Raw genomic sequence first — 21,703 nt, forward strand, 5'->3', positions numbered from 1 at the left:
AGAGGACAAAAAATGTTATCGATTAATAGTTTAAGTAAAATATATCAAGGCTCTAATAAAGGAATTAAGAACTTATCTTTGGAATTACATCAAGGAGATATCTGTGCCTTTATTGGTGCAAATGGGGCTGGAAAAACAACAACGATAAAATCGATCGTTGGTATACACACCTTTGATAAAGGGGAAATAAGGCTATTTGATACAAAGCTAACAGATGAACCAGAAAAGTTTAAGTCTATGATTGGCTACTCACCCGACACACCTACTCTATATAATAATATGACTGGTAAAGCCTATCTTGAGTTAATGGCTTCACTCTACAAAATGGAGCAAGCTGAACTAGATAACAACTTAGCTTATTTACTAAAGGAGTTAAAATTAGAAAATGCTGTCCATGAGCTGATTTCTAGTTACTCACATGGAATGAAACAAAGGCTGGTGCTCACTTCATTACTCATGCATCATCCGAAACTAATTATCTTAGATGAACCCTTTGTCGGTTTAGATCCAAATGCCACACACTTTTTAGTAAATGAAATGAAAATTAGAGCAAATGAAGGAGCAATCATTTTATACTCTACACATGTACTTGAAGTAGCTGAGAAAATTTGTAATAAGTTAGTTATCTTAGATAAGGGTGAAGTTGTTGTCAATGATACCATGCAGAACATTCTCGCAGAAGCCTCATTAAATGAGCTATTTAGGGAGGTAACAACAGATGAATAACCTTAAGTTATTATTTTTATTCCGGTTGAAAAATCAATTGAAACTTTCTAATCTAAATAGCTCTGATCCAGATGTACAAAAACATGCTTTTTACACGATTACAGGCTATATTGCAGCATTTTTTATGTTTTTAGGCTACCTTCTATTTATTGCAATAGACTTAAATGTCAATCATAACATTCAGACTTTTTTTGTATTAGTATCATCGATATTGTTTTGGATTTTAGGAATATGGACTATCCTAAGTGGCTCTGACGATCTGATAAAAGGTAAAGATTGTGACTTTATTTTTAGCCTGCCGATTAAAAATTGGCAAGCTAAGCTGCTCAATTTATTTAGTAAATATATCATATACATCACACTAACCTTTATTACTTTAGTCTTTGGTTATATGTTAACTGTTACTTACATCAAGCATTTTTTCTTAACATTATTTTTTATTCTGTTATTGAGTTTCATCATTCCGTTAATCTCAACAAATACGGCTTTCTTAATCTCATTATTCACACGACATTTACTAACTGTCACTAAGCTTCGCAACCATGTTACAGAATCAATCATGACTTTAGGGCTTTTTATGACGCCACTTGTTTATTTTATCTTTAACTCACAATCTATCGACTACAAAGAGTGGTTTATCAATGGATCTATTTTACGGTATCCACTTAATGAAATAACTAATTATCATTTTATGTTGAATATTCTACTTCTCATTGTTATTGCGGTTGTAACAACTTGTCTTGTGACATATATATTAACTGCTTTTCATCCTTTTATTGAAAGCCAGATAACTAAGCAGCCAAAGATAAAAGAAGCCAGTTTGGTTTTTAAGGTAAATAAACCCTTAACTGCACTAGTGTTGAAAGAAATAAAGCTTTATTTTTCTTCACTCACTTATGTGAGTAATACTATCTTAACTCCGGTAGGAATGGTCGTATTAAATAGCTGCATTTTAATTGGAGTTATACCAGATCTTCATGCTTTTTCCTATGATTTAATTGGATTAACTATAACAGCACAACAGCTATTTACATTGGTTACTTTTATATTGGTCATGCTAACTACGACCACTTCTTGCAGTCTTTCTTTTGAAGGAAAAGGAATTTGGATCATGCTAACCTCCCCAACTAGTCTGACTACAATAGCTTTGGCTAAAATCATAATAAATGTCCTTTTGTTCTTACCTGGAATCATTTTAACAGCAATCGTCTATCATGTAACCTTTGATGTTGGCTTAATTGATCTAATCACAATCGTTTCATTGTTAACGATGACATTACTGCTTATTAGTACCGTAGGTTTTCTAATCAATTTGAAATTCCCATCATATAGTTGGAGTAGTGACATGGAAGTCGTCAAACAGAGTAAAGCAACCATAATAACGGCCATAATTAGTATGATCACGATTCCAATCATTATTTCAGTGGCATATTTAGATTATACTTTGTTAATATTATTGACCATAATACTAGAAATAACGATGATTTTTCGAATGTTGAAAAAAATATCAAATAATCATATGATGATGAACTAGAATGTTCAATCATTCAAAAAAACAATGGATCACACACTTTCTAGTGAATTTCCATCTCACCTCAGCTGCGGAGGGGGCCCTCTCTATCCATATTCTGTTTGTTCATGAATAAATCTTTTTGTTCCATCTTCTTGATCGATTACTTTGCTTAACCTGACAACATTGCTGCGGTTACTCGTCCCACCGGAAAGATTTGCGGTTACTCGCCCCATCGAAATCCGTTGTTGCTCCGAGTTTTACGGACGGTTATCCGTGATAAATCATTTTTTTATTGGCAATGTAAAGAATATTTCTAATAGAAATAGATTTTTCGCTATAAAAGTTTAACCGTAAGCAGATTTTCTTGTTTGATGATATAATGCCGTTAAAGAATTAGTGTCAAGAAGCCAATGTTTATTTTTAGTCTGAGTATGAATCAATTATTGTAAAAATGGCAAAGGCACTTAACTCCTAAGGTCATTGGTCTGATTAAGTAAAAAAGAATTTATAATGAGGTGAAAGATAAATGAAATCATTTAATGCCGATGAATTAACAGTAAAACAACAATACAAATATATAATTGGGTCGATTATTCCTCGCCCCATCGCATTAGTCACTACACTCTCCGCAAATGGTGAAACCGTGAATGCCGCTCCATTTAGTTTTTTTAGTGGCGCATCAAATGAGCTACCCTTATTAACAATCGCTTCTCTTCGTGTTGACGGAAAGATGAAGGATACGGCAAGGAATATTTTAGAACGAAAAGAAGCCGTCGTTCATATTGTAGACATGGATATTGCAGAGGATATGAACACAACTTGTACGTCCTTGCCTCCTGAACAAAGTGAATTGGGTCTGACTGACTTTACATTGGAAAATAGTCATTCGATCCAAGTCCCGCAACTCAAAGAGGCAAAAGTTAAATTTGAGTCTATTTTGCACCAATATATTCCGATTGAAAATGAACAAGGAGAAATCATTACTGACTTTTTTATTCTGAAAGCCATTCGATTTTGCTTTGATGAAGCTGTTTTGGATAATAGCTATGTTAATGCAAAAGAACTGAACCCTGTCGCACGTTTAGCAGGAAATCAATACGCTACGTTAGGAGAAGAATTCACCTTAATTAGACCTGAATAGATATAAGAATCATGCTAAAAAATTCAAACAGATATAGTAGCACAAGGTGGTGTATGGAGTATTGTTTAAGTTGCTAATACCTCTTATAAGCTCTTGCTCAATCACCAGCAACATTCATTTATTACATTCTAAAAGTGGCCTGAAAGTCTTTGGACTGCCATTATTCTTGATAGAGGCCATTTCTATCCTAAACCAAAAAGGATTCCATAAAAAAACTCTTTGTGAACGACACTTATTCCAGTGATTCACAAAGAGTTTTCGATTGAGTGAGTTGCATATTATTTGATTTCTTTATATTCCATATCTATCGCACGCTTGATAGCTGGTCTTTCACTTATTCGATCTGCCCATGCTTTTAAGTTAGGATACTCTTGAACATTTAAAAACTTATCGGCATCACTATAGAGGTCACCTTGGACAAGACGACCATACCAAGGCCAAATCGCCATATCTGCAATTGTATACTCATCACCATTGATGAATGCTTTACCTGCTAAATGCTTGTCTAGTAAATCAAGTTGGCGCTTCGTTTCCATTGTGTAACGATTGATTGGATATTCTTGTGCAAAAGGCGCATACTCGTAAAAATGACCAAATCCACCACCAACAAATGGCGCAGCACCTGTTTGCCAAAACAACCAATTCATAAGCTCCGTGCGCTCAGAAAGTAAGGTCGGTATAAATTCACCATATTTTTCTGCTAAATACAATAAGATAGAGACTGACTCAAATACACGAATAGGCTTGTCCTGTGAGTAATCCACCATGGCTGGGATTTTAGAGTTAGGATTGATCTTAACAAAATCACTCCCAAATTGATCGCCTTCTGAGATGTTGATTTTATACAAGTCGTATGCTACGTCATCAATACCAGCTTCTTTTAACTCTTCAAGTAAAATGGTTACTTTTATTCCATTTGGAGTACCTAATGAATAGACTTGTAATGGATGTTCTCCTACTGGAAGCGTTTGTTCAAAGCGACTTCCTGCTACAGGTTGATTGCCCAATTGATTCTTTTCTTCTTGGTTCCATTCCCATACTTTAGGAATTTTATAGTCTGACATAATATCACTCCTTGTACCTTCTAGTATACTGATTTATAATTTTTTAGACAAGGAATCTAAACTTTCTATTTTTTTATCTGATTTTCTCTAGAAGGCTCCTGCTTCAAGGAATATAAAGAGCTTTAGTCCAATGAGTGAGTCGGAGATAAATATCGAAAATCAGCTAAAGTTAACTTCAGGTCAAGTTATTAAGCTATTTTATCTCATTCATTTTGTTCTTTATCAATTATCTATACAGGCTCCCCCGCTATATTCAACTTTAATTTTGACACTTACCAAATGCTATGATAAAATTTTTCAATCATGAAGTTAACTTGAGGTTTATCTATACAAGGAGGAATAGAAATGAGCTATTCAATCAGTGATGTTGCTAAAAAATTAAATCTTACGATCTCCACTTTGCGTTATTATGATAGAGAGGGGCTCATCCCTTTTGTAGAACGTACTGCAAATGGGACGAGAGTATTTAAAGATTCAGATATAGATTTATTGAAAGTTGTTCAATGCTTGAAATCTAGTGGAATGGCGATCAAGGATATCAAAACCTTTATTGAATGGGCTTCTGCCGGGGATTCCACTTTGCAACAAAGATATGACTTATTTATAGGGCAAAAAGCAGTTGTCGAGAAACAAATGGAGGAACTTGAAAAAACTCTTGATCTTATTAACCATAAATGTCATTACTATCAGGTAGCACTCGAAGCAGGCACAGAAAATGTTCATAAAAATAATAAAATAGGCAATACTGTTTTTAATTAATGAGAATGACCTATACATCATAATCTCATATAGAGCATACAAACCTAACAAAAAGATATAGCTAAATGATAAAAGTATTTCATTTGCTCTAAAGCTAACTTTAGGTTGTAAAATAAAAAAAGACTAAAAATTGTGAAGGAATTAGGAAGACTACATATTTAGGATTCCTTTTTGATAATGCCAAACAAAGGGGGAATAAATATTTTAAAGCGATTATTTTTTTCACTGTTAATCATATTATTAGCTTTTTGGACAAAGCCACTTTGGGGCGATTCTGTTCACGAATTTATTCCCGAATCTATTAATGATACATTCCAGTCAGTAAAGGAATTCGCCATTCAAATGATTGATAATAACTTTTATATTGATCAAGTACAAGAGCAATTTCCATCATCTGATGTTCAACAGAATCCAGAGCAAGAACCAGTCGAAAAACCAGATTTATCAATACCAGACGAGCAATCCGTTTCAATTGGAAATATCGAGCTAGGAGATACAAAAGATGAAGTAAATGAAATGTACGGAGAACCTATGCGTGAAAGTGAAAATGAGTACGGTTTAGATTGGTTTACTTACCATGAAAACTACCAAAATTTTATCATGGTTGCGTATGATCATGAAATTGTTCGGGGACTATTTACAAATCAAGATTTACTTTCTTCACAGTTTGATATAGCTATAGGTGATACAAAAACGGTTGTAAACGAAACATTAGGGGAACCAGAAGAATTGATTCACTATAATAGATTTAGTTATCAAATCAATAGCGAAGATGAATACGATGTTTACCGAATAGATGAAAACTATGTCACCATCTTTTACGATATTCATCAAGATAATGAGATGACAGCTATTCAACTTATTGATGAGGACTTAGAAACTACGAAAGATGTCCTCTATACACCTAGTAGTGAAACACTTAAAGAAGGGTTTGAATATCAATTATTCGATCTAACTAACGCTACCCGTATCAATCACGGCCTTACTGTTCTAGAGTGGGATGAAGAAGTAAGAGAAACGGCAAGAAAACACAGTACGGATATGGCAGAAAATCAATTTTTTAGCCATACCAACCTACAAGGGCATTCCCTTTCAGATCGGATGTCCGAAGATGAAGTTGCTTTTATCACAGCTGGTGAAAACTTAGCTTACGGACAATTCAACAGTATTTTTGCTCATCAAGGATTAATGAATTCAGAAGGGCATCGTGAAAATATATTACATGATGACTTCACTAAATTAGGAGTTGGTGTTGATTTTAATGATGAGAACCAGCCATTTTATACGGAGAATTTTTTTGCTAATTAGGTACACTAGTCCCTCGCTTAAATCACACAATCAGAGGAAAGATTAGGCTTCTTTTCCTCTGATTTGAATAACCTCTGACATTCAAAAGTTAAAATGCTCTTTTATTATCATAGCAACCTGCTTGGGCTCAAGGTCTGAATTGTCAATTTTAAAATAATTCTTAAATTGAATTTCTCCATCATTACTTTCTAAACGATAGTTTTTATCGTCTTCAATTAATAGGGATTTTGAAAAGTCTAAGTTTCTTTTTGACGGTTTATGATCAAGTCTATTTTCAGTCGTGTTTCGTGCTAAACGAATTTTCTGTGACGCTACAAGTTCTACATAATAGACCTCTGCTCCACTTTCAGTGAATTGCGTTGTTATGTTCTTAATATAATCCCAATCAGAAGGTTCATTAAATGCCCACATATAAGTGAAGATTAAACCTGCTAAATCAGATTTTAAAACTTCTTCAAAAATCACCTCTCTTATTCTAGCAGAAGCCCTGCCATTAAAATAACCAAATATTTCCATAACAGGTTCAATCGACATATGATTATGAAACAATCTAAGATCTGTTATCTTCGCCAATTCCTGTCCCACAGTCATCTTCCCTACCGATGTATTTCCAATAAGAATCACTAACTTCATTTCAGCCCTCCATTAATAAATAGGTTTCTTAGCCATCTCTTAATATGAATCTACAATTTATTGATGAAAATATATCTAACCTCAAATATAGATAGGCTAAAAACAAATGTCAACTAAACTCATGAGGTTGGGATCATGAAGTTTACGCCAGTATTCTACATTGATTCAGAATTTTGTAATATCCTGTATTGTTTAGGAGTGTACCCATATACCGTCTGAAATTTCCGATAAAAATAGGTAGGATTTTTAATCCCGATCTTTTCAAGAATTTCAGTAACGGGTAATTCAGTATTGCTTAAAAGGAAATCAGCTTCTTTCATTTGTTGTTCTAACTTTAACTGAGAAAATGTTTTTCCAGTCTTTTTTTTGAGAAGTTTATATATGTAGCTTGTTGAAAAATGCATTTTCTCAGAGATATCATTTAGCGAGCATATTGCACTATTTTCTTCAATGTATTTCAAAATAGCAAATATATCCTTTTGATCACAGTCTAGATTTTGATAACCCTCAAAGTCATTTAGTAAATTGATCAATTCCAAAAAAAGGATTGAAAAATAATGCTCTATGATACTTATACTACTTAACGATGGAAAGTAGTGCTCCATTAGTAAAAGGTCAAATACTTTCCGAAAGTTCTTATTTTTTTCCGTATGGAAAATAAGATAATTATCATTAACTTGATTATTCGTTATAGCATTTAGCAAAAAGTTACCTAATACCCCTTTGTCTGCAAACTTTGTTAGAAAAACGGATGAAAAAAATGATTTGCGAAAGACCAAATTAAATACTATGTCATTTTCTCCTTTGTATTCAGCGCTATGAATCACATCAGTATCAATAATACAGATGTCACCTTTAGTTAGTTTAACTTTCTTACCATTAATTAAAAATGTACATTCACCACCATATATATAGCTTAATTCCATGTCTTTATGAAAATGGAGCGGAATCTTTGTATACCGTGTCTCTTTTACAATTCCAATCTTATTTTCTTTTAATGTATTAACGAAATCAAACAAGTAGCATTTTTTATCCTTATAATTTTGAAGATTAAGTTTATTGTAAAAAGGACTTAACTGATTTGGATGATTGATGCTAGTATAGTTTCATGGACACATCTTAGTTAAGTTATTACAATTAATTTTAGGAGGATGTGTCCAATGAAACATAAAAATAACGGAAAACGATACAGTGACGACTTTCGTAAAATGGTTGTTGAGTTATATAATTCGGGTCAATCAGTTAAAAGTTTAAGCAGCGAATATGGCGTTTCTGAAGTAACTATTTATGCATGGATTAAAAAGTTCAATCCAATTGAGTTAGAAGATGGAACCTCTGTAACGCCAGATGATTATGCAAAATTACAGAAACAAATACTTAAATTACAACAAGAAAATGATATCTTAAAAAAGGCTATGGCCATATTCGCAAAAAAGTAAATGATGCTGAAATAACTGATTTTATTCATGACCAAAAAGAAAACTATCCTGTGCAAACAATGTGTGAAGTACTTGAAATTCCAAGGAGTACGTACTATCAGTCATTAGATAAAACGATTTCTAATCGTGATAGAGAAAATAAAGAATTAACTAAAAAGATTATTGAAATCCATAAAGAGAGCAAACACCGTTATGGTGCACCTAAAATCCATCAACAATTAATAAAGGTAGGTTACAAAGCCAGCCTAAAGCGAGTTCAACGTTTGATGAAAAAAGCTGATATTAGGTCAATCGTTGTTAAAAAGTTTCGTCCTACTCCAAGTAAGGAAACTATTGTTGAGCGAGAAAACATTCTTGAAAGAGACTTCAGGGCAGAAACGATTAATGAAAAATGGGTTGGTGATATCACTTATATCCATACACTTCGTGATGGTTGGTGTTACCTTGCATCAGTTATGGATCTTCACACTAAAAAGATTGTAGGTTATTCCTTTTCTCGTACGATGACGACTGATTTAATTATAAAAGCACTAGAAAATGCTTATCACGCACAAAAACCTGATGAAGGACTCATATTCCATTCAGATTTAGGTACACAATATACAAGCGATGAATTCGCTAAAGTGATAAAAAATTTCAAAATGACACATTCTTTTAGCTATAAGGGAAGTCCTCATGATAATGCTTGTATTGAGTCTTTTCACGCTATTTTAAAAAAAGAAGAAGTAAATCATGTTCAATACTTTGATCATAAATCTGCCGAATTAGCTTTATTCCAATACATTGAAGGTTGGTACAACCGCAAAAGAATTCACGGTAGTATTGATTATAAAACACCACAAGAGATGGAAGATTTATATACTTGTGCTGGATAACTAACGCTAACTAAATTCACTGTACCGGCTTTACGTGGAGAGGCGGGCATGATAGCCTTTCGTGGCAAGCCAGGAATGTTTTAAACGAGCTGGCTCCATGGCTTAGAAATCGTGCCCGCAGAGGCTCCGTGTCAAGCCCTGACAGTTTAATATAAATCATGTTCAAAGAACAATTAAAAACTTAACTTATTCGTGTCCAAAAGATTGACGTAGATCCAGATTAAGATGCCAAATCTCACTTTCTGTAGATTGATAAATCTTCTCTGTTAATTTCTTTTCCATTTAATCACCTGTGTATTGAATATGATATAGCATTGTCTTAATTATGACATTTTATTTTATTTTAAACAATACTACAATCTGATATATAAGGATTGACTAAAAAATAATTAGGAGGAACTAGTATGAATGAAAACGCAAATGATAGAAAATATCTGTTTGGTGGGGCAATATCTTGTTCCCAAGCTGATGGTGGTTTTCGAGATGGTGGAAAAGGAATTTCCACTCAAGATTTAAGATTTTTAGATTCATCATGGACTCCCGAGGAAATTGAAGAAAAACATCAAAATGATCCATTTTCCTTGTCAGAATTTCAAACTGCTCTAAAAGATCCATCAACAGATTATTATCCATTTAGAAGAGGGATAGATTTCTATCATAACTATAAGGAAGATCTAACCCTAATGGCGGAATTGGGTTTAGAAATATTTAGAACATCTATTTGCTGGTCACGAATATTCCCTAATGGTGATGATCTTTATCCAAATGAAGAAGGCATTCAATATTACGTTGATCTCTTCACTGAATGCAAAAACCATGGAATGAAAGTATTTGCTACAATGATTCATTATGATATACCAGTAAATTTAGTAACGAAATATGGTGGTTGGAAAAACAGAAAAATGATTAAGTTTTTTGAAAAATATGTAACTGTGCTTTTTGAACGATTAGGGCATCTTGTCGATTACTGGTTACCATTTAATGAAATTAATGCTGCAAAGTTCTCTCCTTGGGACGGAGTTTGCTTAATTCCAGGAAATGAAGAAAATATGGATCAAGAAATATTTCAATGCTTGCATCATCAATTCCTATGTAGTGCTAGAGCAGTTCAAATTGGACGAGCTCTTGATCCAGGAAAACCGGTTGGTGGGATGATCGCGAGGTTTACAACTTATGCAGCTACCTGTAAACCCGAAGATAATATACAAGCCATTCAAGATGATCAATACTCTAATTGGTTTTATTTAGATGTATTAGCTAAAGGATATTATCCAGAATATATGCAAAGATATTTTGATTCTATCAATGTAAAAGTAAAGTTCGAAGAAGGAGACGAACAACTTCTTTTAGATGGTACTGTTGATTTTATTTCTTTTTCATATTACTTTTCGCAAGTTTCAACGAATGTTGAAGGATGGGAAAAAACAGCTGGAAATTTGATTATAGGAAAGAAAAATCCCCATCTGAAAGCGAGCGAATGGGGTTGGCAAATTGATCCAATTGGTTTGAGAATTACTTTAAATCAAGTTTATGACCGTTATCATCTACCACTTATTGTTGCTGAGAATGGGTTGGGTGCTTACGATAAAGTTACAGAAGATCAAAAAATTCATGATGATTACCGAATTGCTTATTTGAGAGAACATATAAACCAAATGAATGAGGCGGTAAAAGATGGTGTGAATTTAATAGCTTATACGATGTGGGGAATTATTGATATAGTTTCGTGTGGTCCTTTGACGATGGACAAACGGTATGGGGTCATCTATGTTGATTTAGACAACGGAGGTAAAGGAACTGGAACAAGGCTAAGAAAAGATTCTTTTTATTGGTATCAGAAATGCATTCAAAATAATGGTAAAAAATTAGATTAATCAGAGAGGAAGATGATCTATGAACAATAAAAAACTAGCAAAAGAAATTGTTGAGTTGTTAGGCAATAAAGAAAATATCTCTACTTTTTTACATTGCGTGACCAGATTAAGATTTAATCTGGTCAATAATTCAAAAGCTGATTTAGAAAAAATTGAAAAATTAGATGGTGTCATCGGAACCCAGATTAAGAATGGACAATATCAAGTCATCATTGGCCCTAATGTTGGAAGCGTTTTCTCTGAGGTTGAAGCAATTATTGGAAAAGGAAAAGATAACACAAAAGAATTGACAACCAATGAAACAAAGTTTTCGCTAGATTTTATTTTTGATATCATTTCAGGTGTGTTTTCACCAATATTACCTGCACTAGTTGCAGGAGGAATTTTAAAAGGGATTATTGCTATTGTTCTTAGCTTTAATACTTCTTTAGATGGAAACAGTACAATTTCTTTATTTAACCTAATTGCTGATATTCCTTTTTATTTCTTACCGTTTTTATTAGCCATTTCTTCAGCTAGAAAATTCAAATTAAATGAATATCTAGGTGTGTGTATGGCAGGAGCATTATTATATCCTAGTTTTGTTGCAACAATAGAAAGTGGTCAATCAGGTCTTACCCTTTTCAATTTAACTATCCCAGTCTTTAATTATGCTAACTCAGTTTTTCCTGTCATTTTAGGAGTTGGTCTGATGGCGCTTGTTTATAAATTTATCGATCGATATGTACCTGAAGTATTAAAAATGGTTGTCGTTCCTTCGATTACTTTGATTGTCGCTATCCCAATAGCCATGTTTATTATTGCGCCAATTGGTGCTTATGGTGGTATCTACTTAGCAGATGGAATTGTGTGGCTGTTTGATAAAGCGGGTATTTTAGCAGGATTTTTACTAGGATTCTTTATGCCATTGATTGTGTTAGCTGGTATGCATCAATCAACGTCCCCAATTCAAATACAAAATATATCTACTTTAGGGTATGATTATTTATTGCCAATATCATTTTGTCATAACATGGCGGAATCAGGTGCTGCTTTGGGAGCTGGCTTAAGGATGAAAGATAAAGAGATGCGTTCAGCCGCAATATCAACCAGTTTTTCAGCCTTTTTAGGAATTTCTGAACCCGCACTGTACACAGTAAATGTTGTCAATAAAACTCCATTGATATCTGCCATGATTGCTAATGGTATTGGTGGCGCCTTAACAGTAGTCTTTGCAACAAAGTGCTTTGCCTTTGTAATGCCTGGAATTACATCTTTACCCGTCTATGCAGAGCCAGGTGGCGGATTGAAAAATCTTTTTCTTATGATATTATGTATTCTTTCTACGTTTGCTATTAGTTTTATCCTATCTTTCGTTAGCAGTAAAAAGATGATAGGTAATAAAAGAGTAGATGTAGAAAAAGAAGTAAAAGTAAAAATTGTTTAACCGAGTCGAGGTAAGTGATTATGTCGCTTACCTCTCTTTTCTATCCATGCTTTCATTATAAAGTAATCTCTCTTAAATTTTACCTTCACATTTCTCTTTCTCATAAAAACATTCAAACTTCATCTATTAGCGTTAGCGATAATTTCAAATAGGTAGCTAAGTAATGAATACTTAAAGTTTTTCTTTCATTTTAAGCCTTTTTAAGTTAAAATTGTTTTAAAGCTTAAAGTGACTTATAAAGGGGTGATTTATATTATTCAAAAAGAACGCTTAAATTTGATCATGTCAAAGCTTGAGCTAAAAAAGTCTCTTAGTTTAAAAGAAATTATTGAATTAACAGGCGCCTCGAGAGATACGGCTCGCAGAGATGTTATAAAACTTGCTGAAAAAAATCTCGTCCAACGTACTTATGGTGGAATTGCTTTGCCTGAATCTTTTAAGCAATTGGATAATTATTTAAAAAGAAGCTCTAAACAGAATCATGAAAAAAAGCAATTAGCCGAATCGGCCAGTCAATTGATTAAAAATAGTCAAACCGTTTACTTGGATGTCTCTACAACAGTAAGTTTTATTCCACAATATTTAAAAGAAACCGAAACGCTCTTTACTGTGACGAATTCGATAGATATTGCTGATCAGCTGCTGAGAAATACCTCATGCCGAACAAGAATACTCGGTGGAAATTTGGATCAAGAAAAAAGATGTGTTGTAGGAACAAAACCGTTACGTGAATTAGATGATTATAAATTTGATTTAGCATTTCTAAGTGTTGCTGGTCTTGGCTCTGATGGTATTTATTATGCTCATGAAGAAGATATAGATTTAAAAAATAAAATTAGAATGCAAAGTGAAAAAGTGATTTTTCTTATTGATACGTCTAAATTGAATATGACACATAACTTTAAAGTCTTTGATTTCACAGAAGTCGATATAATCATTTTAAATGGACGCTTATCTAAAGAGTTGGAAGTTTTATTAAAAAATAATCACGTCCAAATTATTTATACTGAGGGGGATTAATATGATTGATACGATTCTATTTGATGTAGATGGCACGATAGTCGATACCGAACATATCATAATAAACGCTTTACAACGAGCTCTAGAGGAACAACTTGGGCTATCCCGTGAAGAACATGAATTAGAATTTGTATTAGGAATTCCGGGTAAAGAAGCTGTTCAACGATTGATTGATTCCGAAGAAATGAGAAAGGAATTGTTGAAACAGTGGGAAAAGTGTATTGCTAAACTCGCACACCATGCAACACTTTTTCACGACATTAAAGAACTTTTATTAGCACTAAAACAGCAAGGATTTAAATTAGGGCTTGTTACTTCCAAGACAGAAATAGGAATGAGAAATGAGTTCGATTCCTTCGGTTTAAATGATTATTTTGATGTGCAGATAACCGCTTCTGATACAGTGAAGCATAAACCAAACCCTGATCCTATCTTAAAAGCATTAGAAATGATAAACGCCAATGCTAATCAGGCGATGTATGTAGGAGATTCTGTCTATGATATGCAGAGTGCCAAGGCTAGTAACGTACGTTTTGCTTTGGCAAAATGGGGTGCAAAAGATAAAAAGGAATTTGATAATGTAGCAATTAAGTTGGATAATCCTCTTGATTTACTAACAGTGCTTCAAAATAAAACAAAGGAGAAATAAAAATGTTTGCGGTTGAACAATTTCTCTATCATTATTTAAACAAGCCTTTGGAAAGTCTCTTACTTTCCGAATGTATTAGTAAAGATGAATATATCCAATGGATTCATGAAAAAAGTACAATCAGAGAATTACCTTTAAAAGTATTTACAATGTTATGTTTGCAAACTCAAATGAGCTACGAACAAGTCATTAAAGCCTTAGTTCAATTCGAATTACATGGAGAATAAATGATTTGAATTTTTTCGATCAAAAGTAAAATGGACGTTTTCAACGACAGCAAATCCCCCTAATCCCATTGATATAAAGCGAAACTTCAATCAACAGGGATTAGGGGCATACAGAAGCAGATATGATCAAACAACTTATCACATATGGAGCATATCACTCTTTCATTTTGATCATATGTTTTCTCATTGAATTACTTGTTGAATTCCGCCAATATCTGTCGAGCAATTTCGGCATTGCCCCCTGCGGACTGCGCTTTGGTCTGAAACATTTTTGATGTATCAATAAAGGTGCTATTACCCAATACCTCCATCGCTGTTTCTTTTAATAATGTTGCATTCATTTTTCTACGATCTATATGTTTACCTAAGTATAGGGCTTCGATTTGTCTGGCAACCGTGGGTTGATCGTTGCCAACCGGGATAACCAGCATAGGGACACCATAGAACAAGGCTTCATTTACACTATTCATTCCTCCATGAGTAATAAAAAGAGAAGCTCTCTCCAACACCTTTAACTGCGGGACAAATGAATAAACAAAAACATTATCCGGTATATTCCCAAGCTGCTCAATCTTCACAGCATTCCCAATTGACATAATGACAGAAACAGGCTGCTTCCGAAAGGCTTCAATACATTTCTTAAAAAATTTTGCTGAATTATTTAGTAAAGTTCCAAGAGAAATATAAATAATAGGTTTTTTCATTTTAGAGAAATCAAAGTCCCTTTCATTCCGTCCTCCTAATGCTGGTCCAATAAATTTATAATGACTTTTGTCAAATTCGTCAGCGTAAATTTGAAAATCATTAATGGTATAAGTGAAATTTAACTTTGGAGCATTTTTTACGATTTCTTCTGCTATGTTCCCATAACGCAGGTTAAACTTTCTTTGCAACCTTTTAGCTATGAAACGACATAGGCGTGGAAAACGGAAGATGCATGTCATATACCAACCGCCAGTCTTTCCAAAATCATTTAGCACTTTTTCATTGAGCGTAAAAGTTGAAAACAAACGAAACGATGGAATACCTAACTGATCGGCTAATGACTTCCCCGGTAAAAACAGCATTTCATATATTAAACAGTCGTACGTTTTTCCAATTCGCTGAACTGTACGATAGGCAGCCCCCCAACTTTTTATTTCCTTTTGAGTGTTTGTTAAAGTTGCTGGATAATCGTCATATGGGATGAAAGTTGCCCCTGTTTTTTCGACTTTTTCTTGCCAATCAGGAGAATGGACATAAGAAACTTTATGTCCCAATGATATCAGTGTTTGTGCTAATTCTAGTGTTGGATTTGTATGCCCTGAGAATGGTAGATTGACCATAAGTATTTTGACTTGCTTAAACATAGTAAGCCCGCAACCTTTCTTTCATTTTCTTCTCGTTTTCAACACTGATAATAGGTGTATCAAATTTTTCTAATAGGAGTATGATAAAATCAATTTTACTGCACATATCTTCGTAACTAGAATCAACAATAATTGGATCAAGCCATATATCTATTAAAAGCACTAATATTTCAGAGACTTCTTTAGGGTAAGCACAGTTAAACTCCTGATTGGTATTTCCCTGCCGGAGCATTTCTGCAATATATACTGCCAGCACATTTAACGAGTTCCTGAGCGTATCCAATAAAGCAAACGGAATTTTTTCAGCCCACCTATCACCAGTCAATTCCAGTAGTGCTTCATTTAAACACAGATGGTCTATTATATTTTCAATTTTCTGCTTAGCAGTTAGAGTAGGATTCTCTTTCAAGTCTTTCAAATAATTTGTAACTAACTCCTTTTGACGATTGATCTGATCATCTAAAATCGCTTGCTTGCTCTTGAAGTAATGATAGATAGCGCCTTTTGATAGTCCACTTAACAACATAATATCTTGCATCGTGGTTTCATCATAACCCTTTTCTGAAAATAACTTTGTTGCGGCAGCTATTATTTTATTTTTGGTCATTAATGCTTTTTCTTCTTGTCTCAATATACTCACCTCACTTTCTATAAAACCGACCGTCGGTTTATTTTAAAATAACAGATTTTTATTTCCCTGTCAATCAGGTAAAAATATCGATGACTTTTCTGTCCTTTAGATTTATCCTGATCGTTGTTCAATTTATTTTTCATTGTGCATTAGGAAGGTATAAAATCTCAGTTCAGAAGGGTTCGATGAAACAGAAATTTTACCGTCCTTAGCAAAGCTTTGCTTTTCGCCAAGTTTAATGGCCGAGGCTATAGCTTCACTTATACTATCATCATGTGTCTTTGATCGTGCAAGTCTAATAAAAACTCTCCCTTCCAAAGGATCTTTGACTAAGTTTCCTATGTCCTTGAAAATAAAAAGCCATTTTCTTCGTGCGATGTAACGCTGTCGAAGCTTTCCTTGTTCGATGGGAACGTTGAAGCAACACATCCATGTGCTAGTGAGCAAAAGCAAGTTTTTCTAATGATTATTAGAAATGGGCTTAAAACATTCTATTCGGCTTTTTGAATTGAAAATTTGAATAAAAAAACGGATAGAAGTATTCTATCCGACATTTTGACTTGTGATGACGCTCGAAATACGAGATAGAAGGGCTCTATCCAACATTTCAGCTTTAAATTTCGATCGAAACACGGGATAGGAGCACTCTATCTGGTGTTCTAACTTGAAACTTCATTTAAAATGTGGGAGCGATCCACTCCTCTCTATCTCTGATGTTCGCATAAGAGCGAATAAACAGAAGAAATGCTCTACTCATCTAGATCAATTAGCATAAAGGAGTTTTGCCAAACGTTATGGTAAACATTTTACGGTAACTCCCGAATGGACTCGTGAACAGAAATAATGAAAAAATCGACTAGCTTGGCAAAACCTATGAAGATCGCCTATGAAATTCAACATATATAGCCATTAACAACTTTAATGACATGACGATTTTCAAAGCGATAATTAATTTTACATTACTTATCCATATAAAACGTCAATTCTTCTTCAGTATACGGCGGATTTTTCCGAGGACCGGAAAAACTATCATCACTGATTTCAAATCCTAATATTTTTGCAGATTGAATGGCAAATTCTCTGAAAGCAAAATTAATTGCCGTCATAATGTTATATTTCTCATCATAAACTAAGGGTTGACGAATAATATTTTCTTTTTGAAAAAAATCGAATTCATTAAGGGTTTCTTCAAATAAGCCAGAAGTAAATTTAACCCCATCCAATATGCCTGATTTCGCCAAAAGCATCGGTGACGAAGACATGGAACTGATCAATGGTCGATTTTCCATTTTTGCAAGTGGTTGTAAAAACTCAATAATTCTATCGTCTTCAGCAACAGGATAGGGATTAATAATACCTGGGAATATGATGACAGCATAGTCACTAAAATTCACTTCATTAAAGACTTTCGTTGGAGTAACCCAAAATTGATCTTCTGTCTCATATGGTATCTTTTCAGCACCAACAGTATCAATTTGCCACTCTTCATCAATCGGTTGATAAATCGTTAGGTAGTTTGTTAATAAATTAATCTCACTCAATGACATACCATGATAAATTAACACTAAAGCTTTTTTTGTCTGCATAATATTTCCTCCTTATGTTTTGCACAAAACAAAATACCCAGTCCTATTTTCAGAACTGGGTACACTAAGGGTATGTAAAAAATCCCACACCAACAAATACACCAATCCTGAAAATCTGCACACAACTTCCCCATAAGAAAAAAACTCGATTCCACACATTCCTTACTTGCACATGGATGCGTTGGCTTCGACATTCCCACACAACGTGGATTCTTAGTCGAAGATTCTTTAAATGACTCGTTTTTCTTATACTTAGGATCTTAAAATTTCCGCTCGGTGCGATGACCCACCTCATCAAAAATATCCGCTGAAATTTTATATTTCCTAATATTTAAAGAGAAAGTTGCCTCAATGCAGCTTTTCAACTCATTGGCTTATTTGATCAATGTAGGATCCCTCTTTTCTAGTATCAATTAACTTTAAGCGTATCATGATATCGAAAAAGTAGTCAAGTTCTTCCATTTGATTGATTGCTTAATAATTAGATAAATTTATCGATAAATAGTTAAAAATCGCTAACATATAAGCTATTTAATTAACTTCTCCAATTATTCAGTCAGCAAATTTCCTTCTTCAAGGCAACTTCTAATCAGTTGATAGAGATTTTCTAAAGTCGCCAGTTCTTCAATATCCATCCCCTGCAATTCACAGATCTGCATAAGAAGGAGAGCACCAAATTTATGCATTAAAAGATGGTTACTTAATTTTAGGATAAAATCATCGTTTTGGTAATCGCCAAAATAGGCTTGCATCATTTCTGGATCGCAACCAAAGAGCCCAAATGTCATATACGGCCACTCATAGGCTGGTGGTGCAAGATGACTATCGGCAAAATCAATCACGTAAATTTGGCTTTGCTTATTTACAATTAAATTTGCAGCTTTTAAATCACCGTGTACATAAACTGGATTTTCAAATGATAGATTCTTTAAAACTTCTTTCCGATCTTGATTGAACCTTTCCGGGAAATGATCCCAACGCTGATTTGATAGACAATCATTAAGTGTGACTACCGGAATGCCATCATCATTTAGAGGTACATTCAAAGCTCGCATCACCTTCTTGATTTCATAGACATATGGCAATCTTTCTTTGAGTGGAAGATTGACAAAATCATCACCATCAATGCACTCCATAATAATATAGTGAAAACTATATTTATCATGAATGACTCCTGAAGCAATCAGCTTTGGTGATCGAGTCACTTGATTCACATATTTTAAGGCTGTTTTCTCTATAGCAAAGGCTTTTGGATTGGCAAATTCAGTTTCTGCTGGTGCAAATAGCTTAATCACAAAATCCTCACCTACACGGAAGATTGCATTTGATCCGGGCGTAAGCTTGTTAATATCTGAGTATGGTAAGCTATGATTGTTAAATATTGCTTTTACTAATGACTCAAAGGCATGAGTATTCTGATAAATCTCTAGCCATGATTCGATTCCATCAATCGTTGAAGTAAAATACAAATTAGTTCCCCCGTATATTCAATTATTAGTGATCATGCTTCATTCGGAAACATCACCAAACACTCCTCCTCGCCTGAATTTAAGGGGGAGGAATGTTGTTGATTATCAAACTAATTAGTGATTCTCCCATTCTTCACGCAGTATACCCATGCGGATCGAATCATAGTATTTTCCGTTATAATACCTGACTTTCCGAATTCGTGCCTCCATTTGCATCCCTAGTTTCTCAGCCACTCGAATCATTCGCTGATTACCAGACCAGGTCGTTAGGCCGACACGAACCAGTGGTAATTGATTAAAAAGATGGTTAATCCACAAATTTAAAGCACGTGTACCGACACCTTTTCCCCAAGATTCCGCTTCATGTAGGACAATGCCGATTTCAAGCCAACGTGAAGGCTCATGCTCCCAATAATAAGAAACCGTTCCTCGAACATCTCCATCGACTTCAATCACCCAATAATTTTTACTGGCTATCCAATCTCCTTGTTCAGATACAAAAGTTTCGTATGACTTTGTCTGATGCGGAAAATATGGAGCATCCCATTTCTTCCATTCAGGCTTTTCCTCTTGGTAAATTAACTCCCATAACCGGGACAAATCTTTCTTCTCAATTGGTCGAATAATTAGATTTTTATCTTTGTACATAAATTGATGAATCTCCTTTTCACTTCATTTTTATTAAACTGAGCTTCGATAGAAAAAATGATTGAAAAGGGAAAGAATCTCTACTCTTCAATCACCTGTAGTATCTGTTTCATTCCAATCAACTCCTTTCATTGAATTATTCTTATTATATCAAAAATGTGTCCTTGATAGAATATGAGGATAGGTTCACTTCTTTCGAGCATCAAATCACTGATTCCAAGCAGAGAACCACCCCGTACGAGGATAAATCTGAACATAGAGACGACATTAAAGGAGCTGTTATTTTGCAACAGCTTCCTCCCCTTCTTTTATAAAACTTTATTCCTCATCAGCCACTTTAATAAGCTGCTTACCAATATTCTCACCGGAAAATAAGCCTAGAAAAGCATCTGGAATGGTATGGAAACCTTTGTGAATGGTCTCTTCAAATTTCAATTCGCCTTTAGTAACCGCTTCTTCAAGGGCTTTGTATGCTTCATCATAGTGTTCTGCAAAATCACCAACAAGTAAACCTTGCATTTTCACTCGTGATTTGACGAGAAAACGTTGAACACGTAAACCGATATCTTCTTCCCCTTCCTTTAAATTATAAGAAGAGATCGAACCACACACTGGAACACGGGCAAAAACATTTAGTAGCGGCCAGACAGTATCTGAAACCTCACCACCCACATTTTCATAATAGACATCAATTCCATTCGGACAGGTTTCTTTTAGCTGATCGGCTATATTACCCTTTTTATATTCAACAGCTGCATCATAGCCAAGTGTCTCTACAATATGAGCTGCTTTTTGTTCAGAACCCACAATCCCAACGACTCGAGCACCGACTCTTTTAGCTAATTGTCCTGCAACCTGTCCGACTGCTCCTGCCGCTCCAGAAACCACAACGGTCTCTCCTTTTTTCGGTTCACCAATGTGCATCATACCAAAATAGGCAGTTAGTGCTGGCATACCTAACACACTAAGTGCGTTACTGGGATTCAAACCATTTGTCCTAATTCTTCGAACACAATTTGCCTTCGTGACATTATATTCTTGAAAAGCAAGCGATCCTGTTACGATATCACCTACAGTAAACTGATCACTTTTTGTCGCGACCACTTGACTCACGATATCACCTGTTAAAGGTTTTCCAACTTCAAAAGGAGCCGTATACGAAGGGGCATCAGACATTCTCCCGCGCATATACGGGTCGACAGAAATATATAACGTTTTTAATAAGACCTCATCTTCTTCTGGTTTTGGAATCTTTACCTCTTTAAATTGAAATGTATCTGCATTTGGCCATCCATTTGGACGCTCTTGTAATATTAATTGTTGTTGATTCACTCTTCTTTCCTCCTTATTTTTGTCATTGTTTTTT

21 protein-coding genes are annotated in these 21,703 nt (G+C 34.4%); 11 read left to right on the forward strand and 10 right to left on the reverse strand.

The genetic code is table 11. From position 1 onward, the window contains the following. Positions 1-12: 12 nt before the first annotated feature. Positions 13-726 (forward strand): ABC transporter ATP-binding protein, encoded by a 714-nt coding sequence (locus ACS127_RS01090; protein ID WP_440896635.1) that lies wholly within the window; start codon positions 13-15, stop codon positions 724-726. Next, complete coding sequence (locus ACS127_RS01095; protein ID WP_440896636.1) at positions 719-2,260, forward strand: hypothetical protein; 1,542 nt, start codon at positions 719-721, stop codon at positions 2,258-2,260. Before ACS127_RS01090 ends, ACS127_RS01095 begins: the two co-directional genes overlap by 8 nt. Before the next feature lie 83 nt (positions 2,261-2,343). On the opposite strand, the gene ACS127_RS01100 is transcribed toward ACS127_RS01095, so the two are convergent. Beyond that, positions 2,344-2,472 carry a hypothetical protein gene (locus tag ACS127_RS01100; protein WP_440896637.1) on the reverse strand — a complete coding sequence of 43 codons (129 nt, stop codon included), beginning with the start codon at positions 2,470-2,472 and terminating at the stop codon, positions 2,344-2,346. A gap of 293 nt (positions 2,473-2,765) precedes the next feature. Here ACS127_RS01100 and ACS127_RS01105 point away from each other — a divergent pair, with 293 nt between their 5' ends. Next, complete coding sequence (locus tag ACS127_RS01105; RefSeq protein WP_440896638.1) at positions 2,766-3,380, forward strand: flavin reductase family protein; 615 nt, start codon at positions 2,766-2,768, stop codon at positions 3,378-3,380. A gap of 278 nt (positions 3,381-3,658) precedes the next feature. Here the strand turns inward: ACS127_RS01105 and yghU are convergent, their stop codons facing one another. Next, on the reverse strand, positions 3,659-4,444 hold the full coding sequence (gene yghU, locus ACS127_RS01110; RefSeq protein ID WP_440896639.1) for a glutathione-dependent disulfide-bond oxidoreductase: 786 nt from the start codon (positions 4,442-4,444) through the stop codon (positions 3,659-3,661). 345 nt (positions 4,445-4,789) lie between these two features. Here yghU and ACS127_RS01115 point away from each other — a divergent pair, with 345 nt between their 5' ends. Together ACS127_RS01115 and ACS127_RS01120 are read left to right on the forward strand one after the other, a co-directional pair. After that, positions 4,790-5,203, forward strand: a complete 414-nt coding sequence (locus ACS127_RS01115; RefSeq protein WP_440896640.1) for a MerR family transcriptional regulator — start codon at positions 4,790-4,792, stop codon at positions 5,201-5,203. Positions 5,204-5,380: 177 nt separating this feature from the next. Then, entirely contained in the window at positions 5,381-6,511 is a 1,131-nt protein-coding gene (locus ACS127_RS01120) for a CAP domain-containing protein (RefSeq protein WP_440896641.1), read from the forward strand. Positions 6,512-6,592: 81 nt separating this feature from the next. Here the strand turns inward: ACS127_RS01120 and ACS127_RS01125 are convergent, their stop codons facing one another. Then, the gene (locus tag ACS127_RS01125) at positions 6,593-7,144 is read right to left on the reverse strand and encodes a shikimate kinase (protein WP_440896642.1); all 552 of its coding nucleotides are present in this window, start codon (positions 7,142-7,144) and stop codon (positions 6,593-6,595) included. Positions 7,145-7,299: 155 nt separating this feature from the next. After that, on the reverse strand, positions 7,300-8,163 hold the full coding sequence (locus ACS127_RS01130) for an AraC family transcriptional regulator (RefSeq protein WP_440896643.1): 864 nt from the start codon (positions 8,161-8,163) through the stop codon (positions 7,300-7,302). Positions 8,164-8,304: 141 nt separating this feature from the next. Here ACS127_RS01130 and ACS127_RS01135 point away from each other — a divergent pair. From ACS127_RS01135 to ACS127_RS01160, 6 genes are all read left to right on the forward strand, one after another. After that, positions 8,305-9,458 (forward strand): IS3 family transposase gene (locus tag ACS127_RS01135; RefSeq protein ID WP_440894755.1). Its coding sequence is split into 2 segments (ribosomal slippage): positions 8,305-8,557 and positions 8,557-9,458, totalling 1,155 coding nucleotides; the frame shifts between segments, so codons are not numbered across the junction. 404 nt (positions 9,459-9,862) lie between these two features. Next, positions 9,863-11,332 (forward strand): glycoside hydrolase family 1 protein, encoded by a 1,470-nt coding sequence (locus ACS127_RS01140; RefSeq protein WP_440896644.1) that lies wholly within the window; start codon positions 9,863-9,865, stop codon positions 11,330-11,332. A 19-nt stretch (positions 11,333-11,351) separates the two neighbouring features. After that, complete coding sequence (locus ACS127_RS01145; RefSeq protein ID WP_440896645.1) at positions 11,352-12,758, forward strand: PTS transporter subunit EIIC; 1,407 nt, start codon at positions 11,352-11,354, stop codon at positions 12,756-12,758. A 243-nt stretch (positions 12,759-13,001) separates the two neighbouring features. After that, the gene (locus ACS127_RS01150; RefSeq protein ID WP_440898049.1) at positions 13,002-13,778 is read left to right on the forward strand and encodes a DeoR/GlpR family DNA-binding transcription regulator; all 777 of its coding nucleotides are present in this window, start codon (positions 13,002-13,004) and stop codon (positions 13,776-13,778) included. 1 nt (position 13,779) lies between these two features. After that, positions 13,780-14,427 carry an HAD family hydrolase gene (locus ACS127_RS01155; protein ID WP_440896646.1) on the forward strand — a complete coding sequence of 216 codons (648 nt, stop codon included), beginning with the start codon at positions 13,780-13,782 and terminating at the stop codon, positions 14,425-14,427. 2 nt (positions 14,428-14,429) lie between these two features. Beyond that, positions 14,430-14,654 carry a hypothetical protein gene (locus ACS127_RS01160; protein WP_440896647.1) on the forward strand — a complete coding sequence of 75 codons (225 nt, stop codon included), beginning with the start codon at positions 14,430-14,432 and terminating at the stop codon, positions 14,652-14,654. A 191-nt stretch (positions 14,655-14,845) separates the two neighbouring features. Here ACS127_RS01160 and ACS127_RS01165 read toward each other — a convergent pair whose 3' ends face one another. From ACS127_RS01165 to ACS127_RS01190, 6 genes are all read right to left on the reverse strand, one after another. Next, a complete protein-coding gene (locus tag ACS127_RS01165; RefSeq protein WP_440896648.1) occupies positions 14,846-16,003 on the reverse strand; it encodes a macrolide family glycosyltransferase in 1,158 nt (385 codons plus the stop codon). Continuing rightward, a complete protein-coding gene (locus ACS127_RS01170; protein ID WP_440896649.1) occupies positions 15,996-16,634 on the reverse strand; it encodes a TetR/AcrR family transcriptional regulator in 639 nt (212 codons plus the stop codon). The genes ACS127_RS01165 and ACS127_RS01170 overlap by 8 nt, the downstream gene beginning before the upstream one ends. Positions 16,635-17,593: 959 nt before the next feature. Beyond that, positions 17,594-18,220, reverse strand: a complete 627-nt coding sequence (locus ACS127_RS01175; RefSeq protein WP_440896650.1) for a DJ-1/PfpI family protein — start codon at positions 18,218-18,220, stop codon at positions 17,594-17,596. Positions 18,221-18,768: 548 nt separating this feature from the next. Next, positions 18,769-19,689 (reverse strand): phosphotransferase, encoded by a 921-nt coding sequence (locus tag ACS127_RS01180; RefSeq protein WP_440896652.1) that lies wholly within the window; start codon positions 19,687-19,689, stop codon positions 18,769-18,771. Between the two features lie 114 nt (positions 19,690-19,803). Then, a complete protein-coding gene (locus ACS127_RS01185; protein ID WP_440896653.1) occupies positions 19,804-20,337 on the reverse strand; it encodes a GNAT family N-acetyltransferase in 534 nt (177 codons plus the stop codon). Positions 20,338-20,655: 318 nt separating this feature from the next. Next, complete coding sequence (locus ACS127_RS01190; RefSeq protein ID WP_440896654.1) at positions 20,656-21,669, reverse strand: NADP-dependent oxidoreductase; 1,014 nt, start codon at positions 21,667-21,669, stop codon at positions 20,656-20,658. Positions 21,670-21,703 lie beyond the last annotated feature (34 nt).

The sequence above is a fragment of the Amphibacillus sp. Q70 genome (assembly GCF_052055485.1).
GTDB lineage: Bacteria > Bacillota > Bacilli > Bacillales > Amphibacillaceae > Amphibacillus.

Excerpts from the sequence above, each read along its gene's own strand:
- ACS127_RS01090 (WP_440896635.1), top strand. The coding sequence starts at position 13 with ATGTTATCGATTAATAGTTTAAGTAAAATATATCAAGGCTCTAATAAA.
- ACS127_RS01095 (WP_440896636.1), top strand. The coding sequence starts at position 719 with ATGAATAACCTTAAGTTATTATTTTTATTCCGGTTGAAAAATCAATTG.
- ACS127_RS01100 (WP_440896637.1), bottom strand. The coding sequence starts at position 2,472 with ATGGGGCGAGTAACCGCAAATCTTTCCGGTGGGACGAGTAACCGCAGC.
- ACS127_RS01105 (WP_440896638.1), top strand. The coding sequence starts at position 2,766 with ATGAAATCATTTAATGCCGATGAATTAACAGTAAAACAACAATACAAA.
- yghU (WP_440896639.1), bottom strand. The coding sequence starts at position 4,444 with ATGTCAGACTATAAAATTCCTAAAGTATGGGAATGGAACCAAGAAGAA.
- ACS127_RS01115 (WP_440896640.1), top strand. The coding sequence starts at position 4,790 with ATGAGCTATTCAATCAGTGATGTTGCTAAAAAATTAAATCTTACGATC.
- ACS127_RS01120 (WP_440896641.1), top strand. The coding sequence starts at position 5,381 with ATGCCAAACAAAGGGGGAATAAATATTTTAAAGCGATTATTTTTTTCA.
- ACS127_RS01125 (WP_440896642.1), bottom strand. The coding sequence starts at position 7,144 with ATGAAGTTAGTGATTCTTATTGGAAATACATCGGTAGGGAAGATGACT.
- ACS127_RS01140 (WP_440896644.1), top strand. The coding sequence starts at position 9,863 with ATGAATGAAAACGCAAATGATAGAAAATATCTGTTTGGTGGGGCAATA.
- ACS127_RS01145 (WP_440896645.1), top strand. The coding sequence starts at position 11,352 with ATGAACAATAAAAAACTAGCAAAAGAAATTGTTGAGTTGTTAGGCAAT.
- ACS127_RS01155 (WP_440896646.1), top strand. The coding sequence starts at position 13,780 with ATGATTGATACGATTCTATTTGATGTAGATGGCACGATAGTCGATACC.
- ACS127_RS01160 (WP_440896647.1), top strand. The coding sequence starts at position 14,430 with ATGTTTGCGGTTGAACAATTTCTCTATCATTATTTAAACAAGCCTTTG.
- ACS127_RS01165 (WP_440896648.1), bottom strand. The coding sequence starts at position 16,003 with ATGTTTAAGCAAGTCAAAATACTTATGGTCAATCTACCATTCTCAGGG.
- ACS127_RS01175 (WP_440896650.1), bottom strand. The coding sequence starts at position 18,220 with ATGCAGACAAAAAAAGCTTTAGTGTTAATTTATCATGGTATGTCATTG.
- ACS127_RS01185 (WP_440896653.1), bottom strand. The coding sequence starts at position 20,337 with ATGTACAAAGATAAAAATCTAATTATTCGACCAATTGAGAAGAAAGAT.